A 15,914-nucleotide genomic window follows, 5' to 3' on the forward strand; every position below is an offset into this window, starting at 1 on the left:
GTGGGCGGGCGGTCGAGGGGCGATCCCGAAAATGTTGCGGGAGCGCTCCCATCGATCGTTGGGAATAGATTTACATGCCTGTAATAACGAGCGCAAGCGCTGGACGGTTCGAGTCCCGGCCGGCGGGGCCGGTGCGGGGCGGCCGGGCTCAGGTCGCCGAGAGCAGCCGCCGGGCGGCCCGGACCTGGCCGACGGCGGAGCGCAGCGCGGCGACGATCCGCTCCTCGCTGTCGGCGCCGAGCCGGGCGGCGGGCACCGAGAGGCTGATGGCGTCGGCGGCCGGCGACTGCAGCGGCACCGCCACCGCGAAGCAGACGATGCCCTCGGTGTTCTCCTCGCGGTCCACCGCGTAGCCGCGCTGCCGGATCGTGGCCAGCTCACTGTGCAGGTGGTCCGGGTCGGTGACCGTCCGGGCCGTCAGGGCCGGCAACGGCCAGGTCAGCAGGCGGTCGACCGCCTCGTCGGTGCGCTCGGCGAGCAGCACCTTGCCCAGCGCGGTGGCGTGCGCCGGCAACTGCCGGCCGATCGCGCTGTAGAGCCGCAACGGGTGCACCGACTCCCGCTTGGCCAGGTAGACCAGGTGCGGACCGTCCAGTCGACCGAGGTGCACCGTCTCGCCGAACTGCGCGGAGAGGCGGTCCAGGACGCCGGCCAGCAGGCCGGCCGCGTCGTCGGACTCCAGATAGGCGGCGCCGACCTGCAGCGCCCGGATGCCCAGGCCGAACCGGGTGCCGGTGGCGTCGGCCTCCACCCAGCCACGCCGGATCAGGGTACGCAGAATGCCGTGCAGGCTGCTCTTCGGAATGTCCAGGGTCCGGGCCAGCTCGACAAGTGAGCAGCGCTGCGGCGCGTCGGCCAGCACCTCCAGGACGTCCAGGGTGCGACCGGCCGACTTCACCGTGGCCAGCGGTTGTGGGGCCGCCGGCAGCGGCTCCGGGTGCCGGACGTCCGGCAGCCCGGGCGGCGCTGCCTCGTCGGTGGACATGGCGGCAACCTTAGCCCGCTTGACACCCCCGGTGACCGCAGTAGGGTCACGTACGTGACCAGCGTTCATCATTCTGAACAACTCGCCGCCGTGACGGCGACCGTCGGCGCCGGCCGGATCCTGCCCGTGGTGGTGCTGCAGGACGCGGCCGCCGCCGCTCCGCTCGCCGCCGCCCTCGTCGCCGGCGGCCTGCGCAGCGCCGAGGTGACCTTCCGCACCGACGCCGCCGCCGACGCCATCCGCGCCATGTCCGAGCACCCGGAGCTCTTCGTCGGCGCCGGCACGGTCGTCACCCGGACCCAGGTCGACAAGGCCGTCGAGGCGGGCGCCCGGTTCATCGTCAGCCCGGGATTCAGCCCGACCGTTGTCGCGCACTGCCAGCAGCTCGGCGTCCCGATCTTTCCGGGGGTCGCCACCGCCACCGAGATCCAGATGGCGCTCGACGCCGGCTTGGAGACGGTCAAGTTCTTCCCGGCCGAACAGCTCGGCGGGACAGCCATGATCAAGGCGCTGTCGGCGCCGTTCCGCTCCGTGCGCTTCATTCCGACCGGCGGCGTCAACACCGGCAACCTCGCCGACTACCTCGCCCACCCCTCGGTGCTCGCGGTCGGCGGCACCTGGATGGTCGCCCCGGCGCTGCTCGCCGCCGGTGACTGGGCCGAGGTCACCCGACTCACCGCCGCCGCCGTCACCGCCAGCCAGGAGGCGTGCTCATGCTGACCGTCCGCAGCGCCGACGAGTGCCGCTACGACCTGGTCTCGCTCGGCGAGATCATGCTCCGCCTCGATCCGGGCGAGGGTCGGGTCCGCACCGCCCGGTCGTTCCGGGCCTGGGAGGGCGGCGGCGAGTACAACGTCGCCCGGGGCCTGCGCCGCTGCTTCGGGCTGCGGACCGCCGTGGTCACCGCGTTCGCCGACAACGAGGTCGGCCGGCTACTGGAGGACCTGATCCTGCAGGGCGGCGTGGACACCTCGCTGATCCGGTGGCTGCCGTACGACGGGATCGGGCGCGGCGTCCGCAACGGGCTCAACTTCACCGAGCGCGGGTTCGGCGTACGCGGAGCGGTCGGCACCTCGGACCGGGGACACACCGCCGCCAGCCAACTGCGCGCCGACGACGTCGACTGGGACCACGTCTTCGGCACCCTCGGTGCCCGCTGGCTGCACACCGGCGGGATCTACGCCGCGCTGTCGGAGACCACGCCGGAGACCATCGAGGCCGCGATGGCCGCCGCCCGCCGGCACGGCACCCTGATCTCGTACGACCTGAACTACCGGCCCAGCCTCTGGAAGGCGGTCGGTGGGCAGGCCCGGGCGCAGGAGGTGAACCGCCGGCTGGCCCGCTACGTCGACGTGATGATCGGCAACGAGGAGGACTTCACCGCCTCGCTCGGGTTCGAGGTGCCGGACACCGACGAGTCCCTCGCCGAGCTGGACGTCGCGAACTTCCGCCGGATGATCGAGGCGGTCACCAAGGAGTACGCCAACTTCCAGGTCGTGGCGACCACCCTGCGGACGGTCCGCAGCGCCACCGTCAACGACTGGGGCGCGGTGGCCTGGTCCGCGGCCAGCGGCTTCGTCGAGGCCACCCACCGGCCCGGCCTGGAGATCCTGGACCGGGTCGGCGGCGGCGACAGCTTCGCCTCCGGGCTGATCTACGGTCTGCTGGAACGCGGCGGCGACCTGGCCGCCGCCGTCGAGTACGGCGCCGCGCACGGGGCGCTGGCGATGACCACCCCGGGGGACACCTCGATGGCCAACCTCAGGGAGGTGGAGGCGCTGGTGCGCGGGTCCGGCGCCCGGGTCCAGCGCTGACCGACAGCTCCACGCCCGGATCGGCGGGATGTGAGGTATGCAAATCAGGTCGGATCTACCGCGAATGCCATCGCGGGGAGTAGTCTTCTGCCTTCAAGGCGTGCCGATCCCCTCCGGAGGCGTCCCCCCATGCCCGGATCACCCCTCCGTGTTCTCATCGTCGGCGCGGGCATCGCCGGGCTCACCGTGGCCCGGGCGCTGCGGCTGGCCGGGTTCCGGCCCGAGATCGCCGAGAAGCTCCCCGCCAGCGTCGTCGCCGGCGCCGGCATCTACCTGCCCGGCAACGCCGCCCGGGCGTTCCGCGAGCTGGGCCTGGAATCGCCGATCCGACCCCTGGGCCAGGTCATCGGCCGGCAACGGTTCCTCGACGCCGAGGGGCATCAGCTCTGCGAGGTCGACCTCACCCAGCTCTGGGCCGGCGTCGGCGAATGCCGGGCGCTGCCCCGGGCCGAACTGCACCGGGTGCTGCTGACCGGCGCCGGTGGCGAGGTCCGGCACGACACCGAGGTCACCGCCCTGGACCTGACCGCCGAGGCGGTCGCGGTCACCTTCGGCGACGGCCGCCAGGCCGAGTACGACCTGGTCATCGGCGCGGACGGCCGACGTTCGACGGTGCGTGCCCTGGCCGCGCTCGGCGGGGCGGCCCGGCCGGCCGGTCAGGTGGTCTACCGCAGCGTCGTCACCGACGGCCCGGAGGTCGCCGACTGGACGTCACTGCTGGGGCAGCGGGCCGGCTTCATCGTGATGCCGATGGGCGCCGGCCGGCTCTACTGCTACGCCGACGAGGCGGCCACCGCACCGCCGGCCGATCCGCTGGCCCGGCTCCGGGAACTCTTCGGCTCCTACGGCGGCCCGGTCCCGGAGGTGTTGGCCGCGGTCCGCACGGTGCAGGTCGCCGTCACCGACGAGGTGGAACTGGGGCGCTGGTCCCGGGGCCGGGTGGTGCTGGTCGGGGACGCCGCCCACGCCACCGCGCCCACGCTGTCCCAGGGGGCGGCGATGGCGGTCGAGGACGCCGTGGTGCTGGCCGACTCGCTGCGCCAGCGCGCCGACGTGCCGGCCGCGCTGGCCGCGTACGAGAGCCGGCGCCGGCCGCGTACCCGATGGGTGCTGGACCGGACCCGGGACCGGGACCGGACCCGCGACGTGCCGCCGGCGCTGCGCGACCCGCTGTTGCGTGGACGCGGCGGGCGGATCTTCCGGGAGCATTACCGGCTGCTCGTCGATCCGGCCTGACCTCACCCGCCGGCCACCCGGCGCCGGAGCCACCGTTGTCGGGGACTATCCTGCCTGCGAGGTACGCCCCGATCACCTGCGTGGGCGCAGTGGAGCTAACGAGAACCGGAGGCCACTCGTGACCACCGTCGCACCTAAGCCGATCGTGACCCGGCCCTGGCCGGTCCGGCAGCCGGTCAAGGGATCGGCCCTGGCGCGGCTGCTGCGGACGACGGACGCGAAGCAGATCGGGATCATGTACATGGTCACCGCCTTCGCGTTCTTCATGATCGGTGGCCTGATGGCGCTGCTGATGCGCGCCGAGCTGGCCCGGCCGGGGCTGCAGTTCCTCTCGCTGGAGCAGTACAACCAGCTCTTCACCATGCACGGCACGATCATGCTGCTGTTCTTCGCGACGCCGATCGTGTTCGCCTTCGCCAACTACGTGGTGCCGATCCAGATCGGCGCCCCGGACGTGTCGTTCCCCCGGCTGAACAGCTTCGCCTACTGGCTGTACCTGTTCGGCGGGACGCTGGCGATGGGGGGCTTCCTGACCCCGGGTGGCGCCGCCGACTTCGGCTGGTTCGCCTACACCCCGCTGAGCAGCGTGGAGCACTCGCCGGGCGTCGGCGCCAACATGTGGATCGTCGGTCTGGCCATCTCCGGTCTGGGCACCATCCTCGGTGGCGTCAACATGATCACCACGATCCTGACCCTGCGGGCGCCCGGCATGACGATGTTCCGGATGCCGATCTTCACCTGGAACATCCTGGTCACCAGTCTGCTCGTGATCATGGTCTTCCCGCTGCTCGCGGCGGCGCTGTTCGCGCTCGCCGCCGACCGCATCCTCGGCGCCCACGTCTACGCCCCGGAGACCGGCGGCCCGCTGCTGTGGCAGCACCTCTTCTGGTTCTTCGGTCACCCCGAGGTCTACATCGTCGCGCTGCCGTTCTTCGGCATCATCACCGAGGTCATCCCGGTCTTCTCCCGCAAGCCGATCTTCGGCTACAAGGGCCTGGTCGGCGCCACCATCGCCATCGCCGCCCTCTCGATGAGCGTCTGGGCGCACCACATGTTCGCCACCGGCCAGGTGCTGCTGCCGTTCTTCTCCTTCCTGAGCTTCCTGATCGCGGTCCCCACCGGCATGAAGTTCTTCAACTGGATCGGCACCATGTGGCGCGGCCAGATCAGCTTCGAGACCCCGATGCTGTGGTCCATCGGCTTCCTGGTGACGTTCCTGTTCGGCGGTCTCTCCGGCGTGCTGCTGGCAAGCCCGCCGGTCGACTTCCACGTCTCGGACTCGTACTTCGTGGTGGCGCACTTCCACTACGTGCTCTTCGGCACCATCGTCTTCGCCGTCTTCGCCGGCATCTACTTCTGGTTCCCGAAGATGTTCGGCCGGATGCTCGACGAGCGGCTCGGCAAGGTGCACTTCTGGTTGACCTTTATCGGCTTCCACACCACCTTCCTGGTGCAGCACTGGCTCGGCAACGAGGGCTTCCCCCGCCGGTACGGCGACTACCAGGCCGGCGACGGCTTCACCGAGCTAAACATGATCTCCACCGTCGGTTCGTTCATTACCGGCATCTCGACCCTGCCGTTCCTCTACAACGTCTGGAAGTCGTACAAGAGTGGGCCGATCGTCGAGGTGGACGACCCGTGGGGGCACGGTAACTCGCTGGAGTGGGCGACCAGTTCGCCGCCGCCGCTGCGCAACTTCGACCGGCTGCCCCGGATCCGCTCCGAGCGGCCCGCGTTCGACCTGAAGTTCCCGCACCTGGCGGCCGGTGGGCAGTCGCTGTCCGGCCCACCGGAGGGCGGCGCCAAGCCGCTCACCAGCGAGTCCGACCACGGGGCCAGCTACGACGAGGACGTCGCCAGCGACATCGACCGCTGACCGCCCGCCGCCGCGGGATCACCCTGGTCCGCCGGGGTGGTCCCGCGGCGGCGTCGGCGTAGCTCGCCGGGCAGCACGGCCAGCACGACAAGCGCCCCGAGCAGCCCGGTGGCGGCGAACCCCCAGGCCGGGCTGGTGGCGTCGATCACCGCACCGGCCAGCGGGGCGCCCAGCGCCATGCCGATGGTGATCGCCGAACCGTGCAGCCCCATCGCCTCACCCCGCACGCCCGCCGGAGCCAGCCGGCTCACCGCATCGGCGGTGGCGGCCAGCGTCGGGGCGCAGAGCAGCCCGGCCGGCAGCAGCGCCAGGGCGAGCAGCCACCACTGCCCACCGCCGAGCCCGACCGGGATGGTGCAGAGGCAGAGCAGGGCCGCGAGCAGCAGCGGTGAGATCGGCCGGGACGCGGCGCCGTAGGCGAAGCCGCCGGTGAGCGAGTACGCCCCCCAGACGGTCAGCACCAGCCCGGTCCAGCCGACCTGGTCGGCCTCGCGCAGCACCGCCACCACGGCCACGTCCGTACCGCCGAGCACCAGCGTGCTGGCGGCGCCGACGCAGAGCAGCCCGACCAGCCGTCCGGACAGCCAGTCCCGCCGCCGGACCGCCCGGCCCGGCGGGTCGGCCGGCTCGTCCGCCGCCCGCACCGGCGGGTTGACCACGAACAGCGCGCAGCCGGCCAGCACGATGCCGATCCCGACGGCGAGCATCGTGCCGCGCGCCGACACCGTGGTGGCGAGCAGCACCGCCACCGCCGGCCCGACCATGAAGGAGAGCTCCACCGCCATCGAGTCCAGCGCGTACGCGGGCCGGCGCCGGTCCGCCGGCACCAGGGCCGCGATCGCCTGCCGGACCACCGAGAAGACCGGCAGCGCCAGCAGCCCGCCGAGAAAAGCCGCGCCCACCAGCATCGGGTACGGCAGCGCCGGCGCGCTGGCCCAGAAGACCGCCTCGGCGGCGGTGGTCAGGGCGAGCACCGGGCGCAGGCCGCGCCGGTCGACCAGTCGGCCCAGCAGCGGCGCGCCGATCGCCGTCCCGACCGTCAGCGCGGCCCCGACCAGCCCGGCCGCCGCGTAGCCGCGCCCCAGCACCAGCACCACGTAGAGGGTGAGGGTCACCCCGGCGGCCATCAGCGGGATCCGGGCCAGCGTCGAGACGATCAGCAGCGAGCGCACGCCCGGCAGCGCGAGCGCGTGCCGGTAAGGTTCGAGATTCATCCGGGTCCGTACCTCCAGCTAGATACTGGACCCGAGGTACGACTTTCTGGCTATCGAATTACCAGCGTCACACCGCGGCGCCCCGGGGCTCGCCGCGCAGTGTGACGCCCGCCTCGGCCAGCTCGCGCAGGGCCGTCTCGGTGCTGGCGGCAGCCACCCCGGCGGTCAGGTCGAGCAGCACGGTGGTGGCGAAGCCGGCCCGCACCGCGTCCAGCGCGGTCGCCCGTACGCAGTGATCGGTGGCGATGCCTACCACGTCGACGGTGTCGACGTCGTGCCGGCGCAGCCAGTCGGCCAGCCGCTCACCGCCGCCGGCCGGATCCCCGTCGGTCGCGGTGGCCCCCTCGAACCCCGAGTACGCGGCCGCCCACTCACCCTTGTGGAAGGTCGCCTCGATCCGCTCGGTGCCCAGGTCGGGGTGGAGTTCGGCGCCGCCGGTGCCGACCACGCAGTGCGCCGGCCAGGAGTCGACGAAGTCGGGCGGGTCGCCGAAGTGTGCACCCGGATCGATGTGGTGGTCGCGGGTGGCCACCACGTGGTCCCAGCGGTCCGGCTCGGCCGCCAGCCGGTCGGTGATCTCGGCCGCCACCGCCGCCCCGCCGGCGACGGCGAGCGAACCGCCCTCGCAGAAGTCGTTCTGGACGTCCACGATTATCAACGCTCGGGTCATCGGTTTCCCCTTCTCAACCTGCCGGAACGACGGTCAACCTGCCGGGATGACCGAGACCGGGATCGCCGGGTCGCCCGCGGAGAGCTTCAGCCCCTCCCACGGGATCGAGATCAGGCACTGCCGGAGATGGTCCCGGGCGGCGCTCAGCGTCGGCAGCGGCACCGGCTCGCCGCCGACCAGGTAGCTCTGTTGCAGCGGCCGGTCGTTGGCCTGGTAGTCGGGCACCCCCTGGGAGACCACCACCTCCTCGGTCGCGGTCCCGGTCGGCTTGTGCCGGCGTACCGCCACCTTGCGGCCGCCGACGGTCGCCTTGTTCTCCGACCGCTTCACCACCGGGCGGCCGTCGACCTCGACCAGCTTGTAGACCAGCCCGGCGGTGGGCGCCCCGGAGCCGGTCACCACGGCGGTGCCGGCGCCGTAGATGTCCACCGGTTCGGCGGCGAGCGCGGCGATGGCGTACTCGTCCAGGTCGCCCGAGACAATGATCTTCGTCTCGGTGGCGCCGAGCGAGTCGAGCAGGTCCCGGGAGTGCTGGGCCAGCACGGCCAGGTCACCGGAGTCGATCCGGATCGCCCGCAGCTCCGGCCCGGCCACCTCGATCGCGTTGCGGATGCCCTGGCCGATGTCGTAGGTGTCGACGAGCAGCGTGGTGCTCTTGCCGTGGGCGGCGACCTGGGAGGCGAACGCGGTCCGCTCGTCGTCGTGCAGCAGCGTGAAGGCGTGCGCGGCGGTGCCGGCGGTCGGTATCCCGTACCGGGCGCCGGCCGCCAGGTTCGAGGTGTACTCGAAGCCGGCCAGGTACGCCGCCCGGGCGGCGGCCACTGCCGCCTCCTCGTGGGAGCGGCGGGCGCCCATCTCGATGACCGTGCGGCCCCGGGCCGCGGTGACCATCCGGGCCGCCGCCGCCGCGATCGCGCAGTCGTGGTTGAGCACCGACAGGACCAGGGTCTCCAGCAGTACGCACTCGGCGAAGGTGCCGGCGACGGTGAGGATCGGCGAGCCGGGGAAGAACAGCTCGCCCTCGGCGTACCCGTCGATGTCGCCGGTGAATCGGTAGCGCGACAGCCAGTCGGCCGTCGGCTCGTCGATGACGCCGCGGGCGCGCAGGAACTCCAGCTCGGCCTCGGTGAACCGGAAGTCGCGCAGCAGCTCCATCAGCCGGGCGGTGCCGGCCACCACGCCGTACCGTCGGCCGGTGGGCAGTCGGCGGGCGAAGACCTCGAAGACGCAGCGCCGGTCGGCGGTGCCGTCCCGCAGCGCCGCGCTGACCATGGTCAGCTCGTAGTGGTCGGTCAGCAGGCCGACGCCCGGGTTCTCCATCCTCACAGGGTAAGGCGGTCGGGGGCGCTAGTCGCCAGCGGGTTTGCGGTGACCGTCCTGTTCCGGGATGGTTCGCAGCACCGGCCACAGCTCGCTCCGCCCGGCCACCCCGAGCTTGCTGTAGACCCGCTGCAGATGGTTCTCCACCGTGCGGGTCGAGATGTAGAGGCGCTCGGCGATGTTGCGGCTGGCCAGGCCGCTGGCGGCGAGCCGGGCTACCTGGCGTTCCCGGTCGGTGAGCGCCGCCCGCCGGGTGGCCAGCGCCGGAGTGCGCAGCACGTCGCAGCGGTGCAGCAGGTCACTGAGACGCAGGTTGGCCTCCTGCAGCCGGTAGGAGCGGGCCTCCCGGAATCTCGCCACCGCGCCCGCGGTCGCCTCGGCCGCGAAGGCGTCCAGGCCGGCGGCGGCGAAGTCGGCCGCGACCGCCAGCAGCTCGTCGCCGGAGCGCTGCGACTGCGCCCAGGCGTGCCGGGCCAGCAGCGGCGCCAGCGTCCCCTCCACGGTCTCGGTCAGGACGGTCAGCCGCTGCGCGACGGTCTGCCGCCGGCCACCGGGGGCCGACCAGCCGACGTCGGTGTCGGGACGGCCCAGCCGGACCAGGTCGTGCAGGGCCAGCACCTCGTGGCCGGCGAAGCCGTCCGCCCGCAGCCGGGCGATCAACCGGAGCAGGCAGTCCGCGGCGCCGGCCAGGTCGCCGGCGCTGGCCAGGGTGGCCGCGCGGGCCTGTTCCAGCCAGGGATGCAGCACGGCCATCCCGGGCGCCTGGGCCCGGTCGGCCTCGGCCATCGCCTCGGCGGCCTGATCCGCCTCGCCGCGCATCGCGGCCGCCTGGGCCCGCTCGGCGTGCGCCAGGCCGGCGTAGACCCGGCTGGTGGCGAGCACCGCGCAGGCACCGAGGCTGGCCCGCAGGGCGTCGCCGGTCTGGCCGCGAAGCCGGGCGGCCTGTGCCCGCAGGATGGACAGGTAGCCGGAGCCGAGCCGGAAGTCGCCGGCGTCGGCCAGGTCGGCGAACTCGGCGGCCACGATCGCGTCGATGCCGGCCAGGTCGCCGGCGAGTGCCAACTGGGTGCCGCGCGCCAACTCCAGCGCGAGTTGCAGGTACGGCATGTCGCCCCGCCACTGGGCCGCGTCCGCCTCCACCCCGGCGATCGCCCGCCGGGCCTGCTCCAGCTTGCCCTGGGCGGCCTGCAGGTGGGCGATGGTGCACCGGGCGAGCCCGCGGGCGGAGACGGCGGCGGCCGGGCGGTCCAGGACGTTGCGGCTGAGCCGGGCCGCCGCGTCGAGGTCGAGCCGGTGCAGCCGCATGATCGCCTCGAACGCCCGGACCCGGGCGCGGTCGGCCGGATCGGTCAACTCGGCGGCGCCGGCGGCGATCTCGTCGACCGTCGCATCCCGGCTCAGCCCCCAGTAGGTGACCATCCCCCGGACCGTGAGCCAGCGGCTGCGCCGCTGGCCGCTGGTGGTCTGGTCGGCCGCCTGGTCGAGCACCCGGATCGCCTCGTCGGGCTGGTCGGCGAACATCAGGATGGTGGCGAGCAGCTCCGCCGCGTCGAAGCCGCCGCCCGACTCCTGGGCCGCCGCGGCGAGCCGGGTCGCCAGCGGTACGTCGAACCGGCCGAAGGCCTGCTGCCCGGCGCGCAGCAGCAGGGCCGGGTCCTGCGCGGTGCCCGAGTCCAACCGCCAGACCGCCACCCGCAGCAGGTCGTCGTGGCGCCGGCTGCCGGCCTGCTCCAGCAGGTCGGCCAGGTTCGCCTTGAGCCGCCGGGTCCGGGTCACCGGGCAGCCCTGCCGGACCACCTCGCCGTAGAGCGGGTGGGTCAGCCGGACGTTGGCCCGCCGGTCGTCCGGGACCACCCCGATCAGGCCGAGTTGTTCGGCCGCCTCGACGTCGGCCTGGCTGGTCGATCCGACCAGCAGGCCGAGGCCGATCGGTTCGCCGAGCGCGACCAGCTCCACCACCGCGCGTACCTGTGGACTGAGTTGTCCCAGCCGGGAGTCCACCAGGTCGGTGAGGTTGGGTGCCAGCTCCAGCCGGCCGGTCCAGCGCCACATCCCGTACACCTGGTCCAGCTCGTCGCTGCCCTGGGCGGCGATGACGAGCTCGCGCAGCAGCAGCGCGTTGCCGGCGGAGAGCCGCCAGAGCCGTTCGGCGGAGACCGGGTCGACCGGGCCGTCGAGCATTCCGGCCAGCAGGTCGGCGCTGTCCGCCCCGGTCATCGGACCCAGCTCGGCGTGCTCGACCAGGTCGTCCGTCCACAGCGCACGGATGGAGAGCGGCACCGACTCGCCGCTGCGGAGGGTGCCCAGCACGGTGGAGTTGCCGGACCGGGCGATCAGGTAGACAAGCGCCGCCGAGGAGGGGTCGAGCAGGTGGGCGTCGTCGATGCCGAGCACAATGGACCGGCCGGCGGCCTGCTGGTGCAACGCGTCCACCGCCCAGCGGAGAAAGCCGGTGGGGGAGAGCCCGGCGGGCTGGTCGGCCGGCAGGATCTGGGCCAGGCCGCCGAACGGCAGACCGGCGGTGGCGATGTTGGCCGAGGCGGACCAGACCGCGTACCGGTCGCTGGGGAGTTGCCCGATCGCCTCGCGGAGCAGCCGGCTCTTGCCGATGCCGGCCGATCCACTCAGGATCAGTCCGCGGCCGCTCTCGCTGGTGGCCGCGGCGATCAACCGGTTGAGTTCGTCCGCCCGCCCGACAAAGCTCCACCGATGCATCGGGGCAGCATATCGAGCGACTGCCATCCGCGTGCACCCGGTGACTGAACGAAGTTGAGTAGCTGTACGGTTACTCCTGAGTACCCGAAGTGGTCGTGCCGCCGTCCCATAAGAACGTAGCGTTTCGGCATCCCCGCAGCCGTCGAGGATGCCAGCCGTCCGACGGCGAACGGGGATCGTCAGCAGGGGAGGCCAACGAGTGCAGCACCGGGCCCGCCCCGCCGGCCTGGGCCGGCCACTGCTTGTCGAGTCGGGTCTGGACCAGCCGCTCGCGGTGGTGACGGTCGGCCCGTCGGCCGGGGTCCGCTCCGCCGTGCTCGGCGTCCTGCTCGACACCACCGGTGCGGCGCTGCGGGTGCCCCGAGGCAGCTTCCTGGTGGTCGGCTACGGAGACCGGATCGACGGGCTGGCCTACGTGCCCGGCTACCGCGAACCAGTCGACCACCGCCCCGACCCGGTCGGCGCCGGGCCGGCGTTGGCCCGGCCACCACGTCGGGTCGAGCTGACCCGACCCGAGCCGCTGCTTCGCCACTTCGCCCTGGTCGACACCCCCGACCTGGCCACGCTCGGTGCGGCGGGCCAGCGGCTGGTGCTGGACGCGGTGGACCGCGGCGGGGCGCTGCTCGTGGCCGGCACCGCCGGCCGGCCGCTCGACGCCGCCGCAGTCGACCTGTTGACCGAGGTCTCCCGGGGCGACGCGGCGGTCTTCTTCGTGCTCACCCCGGCCACCGACGGCGGCTGGGACGGAGCACCGGATCCGGCGGCGGCGCTCGACCGGCACCGGGCCGAACTGCGGGTGGCGGTGCCGGCGCTCGCCGGGGCCGACTGGTTCGCCGTCGATCCGGCGACGCCCGATCCGGCGGTGCTCCGGCGCGCGCTGCTCGACTGGGCCGGACCGGAGAGCCTGCGCCGGGCCAGTGTCCGCCCGCCGGTGCCCCCCGACGGCAGCCGACGGGTGCCGCTGGTGCCCGGCCGGCGGGTACCGGACTGGCCGGAGCAGCTCGACCGGCAGGCCCGCACGGCCGGCCACCGGCTGCGTCAGCACCTCGCCCTCGAACTGGCGAACATCCACCTGCGCTGCGTCCAGGCCGTCGTCTTCGGCGCCGGCTGCGCCGGCCTGCCGGAGGCGCTGGACCGGGAACTGCACGCGTTGTCGTCGGTGGCCGTGACCGAGTGCGACGAGGCGGTCGACCGGCTTCTCGACGACACCCTGGCCCTGGTTCTCGATCCGGTGGCCGAGCCGGAGGTGCGCCGGCGGGTGGTCGCCGCCGTACGGTGGACCGTCGGCGGGCACCGGCCGTCCCGGGACCTGGAGCGGGTGTTGCTGGTGACCAACGCCGGCGAGGTGACCGTCGTCGCCGGCCGGGACGCCGTCGCCGCGCTGGCCGGCTACCCCACCGGCCGGTCCGACGCGATCCTGCCGCCGCTCGGGCTGGCGGTGGCCGGCGGCGCGTACCAGTTCTGGCGGACCCCGGCCAACGCCGACCCCGCTCGGGCCCGGTCCTGGCTGCGGCGCGCCCTGCGGGAGGTGGAGCTGGAGCTGTCGCGGGAGACCAACCGCCGGATAGAGGCCGTCCGGGTGGCCCTGACCGCGGTGCTCACCGACTCGGCTGAGCACGGCGTACTGCTGGCCTGAGCGGGTCGGCGAAAAGGAGATCCGGACGACCACGGTGTTCCGGTTCATCACTGGGGCCGATGCGGTGGCACGATGGGGAACATGGCGGCTCCACAGGTTGCCCCGGTCGAGACGCCGGAGACCGAAGAGGTGCCGGTCTCCGACCGGCTATGGGTGACGATCGTCTGGGACGACCCGGTGAACCTGATGTCCTACGTCACCTGGGTCTTCCAGAAGCTCTTCGGGTACAGCCACGAGAAGGCTGAGAAGCTGATGCTCGACGTGCACCAGAAGGGGCGGGCGGTGGTGTCCAGCGGGGCCCGGGAGCGGATGGAACACGACGCCTCCCAGCTGCACGCGTACGGGCTCTGGGCGACGGTGGAGCGGGGGTGAGCATGTTCCGGCGCTACGGCGCGCACTGCGTGGCCACCCTGGCCCCGGACGAGGTCCGGGTGCTGCGCAAGGTGGCCTCCGAGGTGGTCGGGCTGCTCACCGACGGCTTCGACCACTCCGATCCGGTGGTCGGGCGGCTCTTCCCGGACATCTACCCGGACGACCCGGCCGACTCGACGGAGTTCCGGCAGTACACCGAGGGTGAGCTCAAGACCGCCAAGATCGACCAGGCGGGCGCCGTGCTGGCCGCGCTGCCGCCCCCGACCGGCGGCGAGGTACGCCTCGACGCGGAGGCCGCCGAGGCGTGGCTGCGAGCCCTCAACGACGCCCGGCTGGCGATGGGCACCCGACTGGAGATCAAGGACGGCATGGACCTGGGGGAGGAGCTGGACGAGGCGGTCCGGGTGGACCCCTCGTCCAGCCGGGTGTTCCAGTTGTCCGTCTACGCCTACCTCGGCTATCTGCAGGAGTCGTTGCTCAACGCGTTGATCGACTGACCGGCGCTCAGGTGGCCGACAACGTCGCCAGCTCGGCCTCGTCGAGGACGAGATCAGCGGCGGCGGCCGAGTCCCGGATGGTCTCCGGCCGGCTCGCGCCGGGGATCGGCACCACCGTCGGCGACAACGCCAGCAACCAGGCCAGGCAGACCTGCTGCGGGCTGACCCCGCGGTCGGCGGCGACCCGGGCGAACGGGGCGAACCGGCCACCCAGCTCGCCGGCCCGGGCGATGCCGCCCAGCGGCGACCACGGCAGGAACGCCAGCCCCAGCTCGGCGCTGAGCCGCAGCTCCGGCTCGGAGCTGCGGAAGGCCGGGGAGAACTGGTTCTGCACCGAGACCAGCCGGTCACCGAGGATCTCCCGGGCCTGCCGGATCTGGTCCGGGTCGGCGTTGGAGATGCCCGCCATCCGGACCTTGCCGGCGTCGACCAGGTCCCGGATCGCGCCGATCGAGTCCGCGTACGGGACGTCGGGGTCGGGCCGGTGGTGCTGGTACAGGCCGATCGCCTCGACCCCGAGCCGCTTGAGGGACGCCTCGCAGGCCGCCTTCAGATATTCCGGCGAGCTGTTCTTCGTCCAGCTGCCGTCGCCGGGGCGCAGGTGGCCGCCCTTCGTGGCGACCAGCACCGCCGAGGTGTCCCCGCCGTAGCTGGCCAGCGCCCGGGCGATCAGGGACTCGTTGTGCCCGACCTCGTCGGCGTGCAGGTGGTACGCGTCGGCGGTGTCGATGAGGGTGATCCCGGCGTCCAGCGCGGCGTGCACGGTCCGCACCGAACGCTGCTCGTCCGGCCGGCCCTCGATCGACATCGGCATGCCACCGAGCCCGATCGCGCTCACCGGCACGTCACCTATCTGTCGTTGTCTCATTCTTCGGGCTCCTCTGTCGGTTCGTGGCACCAGTTTCGGCTGGTCCGGGTAGCAAGTTTCTCCCGGCCGTGACGCGGAAAACCCGCTGTCGGGCGCCGGTGGGGCGGTTGTCGCGTGACGCCGGCCACGCCCCGGGGCCGGGGGCAGGCGGTACGCTGGGTGCCGTGCTGAGCATCGACCGGACCGTCGTGGACGAGATCGTCGCCCACGCCCGCCGGGACCACCCCGACGAGGCCTGCGGTGTCGTCGCGGGCCCGGTGGGCAGCGACCGGCCGCTGCGGCACATCCCGATGGAGAACGCGGCCCGCTCGATGACGTTCTACGAGTTCGACTCGATGGAGCAGTTGCGGGTCTGGCGGGAGATGGACGACCGGGACGAGGAGCCGGTGGTGATCTACCACTCGCACACCGCGACCGAGGCGTACCCGTCCCGGACCGACGTGGCGTTCGCGGGTGAGCCCGGCGCCCACTACCTGCTCGTCTCGACCCGTGATCCGGAGACCGAGGAGATCCGCTCGTTCCGCATCGTGGACGGCGTGGTCACCGAGGAGCCGGTCCGGGTCGTCGACGCCGGGGTGGATCCGCACGCCGTCCAGTCCTACATGTTCGGGCAGAGCCCGGCGACGGTCGACTACGAGTGTTCGGGCCGCTAGCTTCCCAGCGCCCGCCCGTAGCCCGCCCATCCACCGCACCGTCGTTTTCCTAGGAGTC

General features: G+C 73.0%; 14 protein-coding genes. 8 read left to right on the forward strand and 6 right to left on the reverse strand.

All coding sequences use genetic code 11. The features are described 5' to 3' along the window. Positions 1–148: 148 nt before the first annotated feature. Positions 149–985, reverse strand: a complete 837-nt coding sequence (locus O7627_RS07620; RefSeq protein ID WP_278092792.1) for an IclR family transcriptional regulator — start codon at positions 983–985, stop codon at positions 149–151. Between the two features lie 54 nt (positions 986–1,039). Between O7627_RS07620 and eda the strand changes: the two genes are divergently transcribed. From eda to ctaD, 4 genes are all read left to right on the forward strand, one after another. Next, positions 1,040–1,705, forward strand: coding sequence for a bifunctional 4-hydroxy-2-oxoglutarate aldolase/2-dehydro-3-deoxy-phosphogluconate aldolase (eda, locus tag O7627_RS07625; protein ID WP_278092793.1), 666 nt, complete (start codon positions 1,040–1,042; stop codon positions 1,703–1,705). Next, positions 1,699–2,799 carry a sugar kinase gene (locus O7627_RS07630; protein ID WP_278092794.1) on the forward strand — a complete coding sequence of 367 codons (1,101 nt, stop codon included), beginning with the start codon at positions 1,699–1,701 and terminating at the stop codon, positions 2,797–2,799. The genes eda and O7627_RS07630 overlap by 7 nt, the downstream gene beginning before the upstream one ends. Before the next feature lie 129 nt (positions 2,800–2,928). Continuing rightward, positions 2,929–4,035, forward strand: a complete 1,107-nt coding sequence (locus tag O7627_RS07635; RefSeq protein ID WP_278092795.1) for an FAD-dependent monooxygenase — start codon at positions 2,929–2,931, stop codon at positions 4,033–4,035. 118 nt (positions 4,036–4,153) lie between these two features. After that, positions 4,154–5,911 (forward strand): cytochrome c oxidase subunit I, encoded by a 1,758-nt coding sequence (ctaD, locus tag O7627_RS07640; protein WP_278092796.1) that lies wholly within the window; start codon positions 4,154–4,156, stop codon positions 5,909–5,911. Here the strand turns inward: ctaD and O7627_RS07645 are convergent. From O7627_RS07645 to O7627_RS07660, 4 genes are all read right to left on the reverse strand, one after another. Further along, the gene (locus O7627_RS07645) at positions 5,875–7,125 is read right to left on the reverse strand and encodes an MFS transporter (protein WP_278092797.1); all 1,251 of its coding nucleotides are present in this window, start codon (positions 7,123–7,125) and stop codon (positions 5,875–5,877) included. The two genes, ctaD and O7627_RS07645, sit on opposite strands and share 37 nt — an antisense overlap. 67 nt (positions 7,126–7,192) lie before the next feature. Then, positions 7,193–7,795, reverse strand: coding sequence for an isochorismatase family protein (locus O7627_RS07650; RefSeq protein WP_278092798.1), 603 nt, complete (start codon positions 7,793–7,795; stop codon positions 7,193–7,195). Positions 7,796–7,828: 33 nt separating this feature from the next. Further along, on the reverse strand, positions 7,829–9,115 hold the full coding sequence (locus O7627_RS07655) for a nicotinate phosphoribosyltransferase (protein ID WP_278092799.1): 1,287 nt from the start codon (positions 9,113–9,115) through the stop codon (positions 7,829–7,831). A gap of 27 nt (positions 9,116–9,142) precedes the next feature. After that, entirely contained in the window at positions 9,143–11,830 is a 2,688-nt protein-coding gene (locus tag O7627_RS07660; protein ID WP_278092800.1) for a LuxR family transcriptional regulator, read from the reverse strand. A 199-nt stretch (positions 11,831–12,029) separates the two neighbouring features. Between O7627_RS07660 and O7627_RS07665 the strand changes: the two genes are divergently transcribed. From O7627_RS07665 to O7627_RS07675, 3 genes are all read left to right on the forward strand, one after another. Then, positions 12,030–13,466 (forward strand): hypothetical protein, encoded by a 1,437-nt coding sequence (locus tag O7627_RS07665; RefSeq protein ID WP_278092801.1) that lies wholly within the window; start codon positions 12,030–12,032, stop codon positions 13,464–13,466. A gap of 81 nt (positions 13,467–13,547) precedes the next feature. Then, the gene (gene clpS, locus O7627_RS07670; protein WP_278092802.1) at positions 13,548–13,838 is read left to right on the forward strand and encodes an ATP-dependent Clp protease adapter ClpS; all 291 of its coding nucleotides are present in this window, start codon (positions 13,548–13,550) and stop codon (positions 13,836–13,838) included. Positions 13,839–13,840: 2 nt separating this feature from the next. After that, entirely contained in the window at positions 13,841–14,335 is a 495-nt protein-coding gene (locus O7627_RS07675) for a DUF2017 domain-containing protein (protein ID WP_278098198.1), read from the forward strand. Positions 14,336–14,342: 7 nt separating this feature from the next. Here O7627_RS07675 and O7627_RS07680 read toward each other — a convergent pair whose 3' ends face one another. Further along, the gene (locus O7627_RS07680; RefSeq protein WP_278092803.1) at positions 14,343–15,203 is read right to left on the reverse strand and encodes an aldo/keto reductase; all 861 of its coding nucleotides are present in this window, start codon (positions 15,201–15,203) and stop codon (positions 14,343–14,345) included. 164 nt (positions 15,204–15,367) lie between these two features. Between O7627_RS07680 and O7627_RS07685 the strand changes: the two genes are divergently transcribed. Beyond that, positions 15,368–15,856: a M67 family metallopeptidase gene (locus tag O7627_RS07685; RefSeq protein WP_278092804.1), complete on the forward strand. Its 489-nt coding sequence runs from the start codon at positions 15,368–15,370 to the stop codon at positions 15,854–15,856. The last annotated feature ends 58 nt before the right edge of the window (positions 15,857–15,914 follow it).

Origin of the sequence: Solwaraspora sp. WMMD1047 (assembly GCF_029626155.1) — a bacterium.
Taxonomy (GTDB): domain Bacteria; phylum Actinomycetota; class Actinomycetes; order Mycobacteriales; family Micromonosporaceae; genus WMMD1047.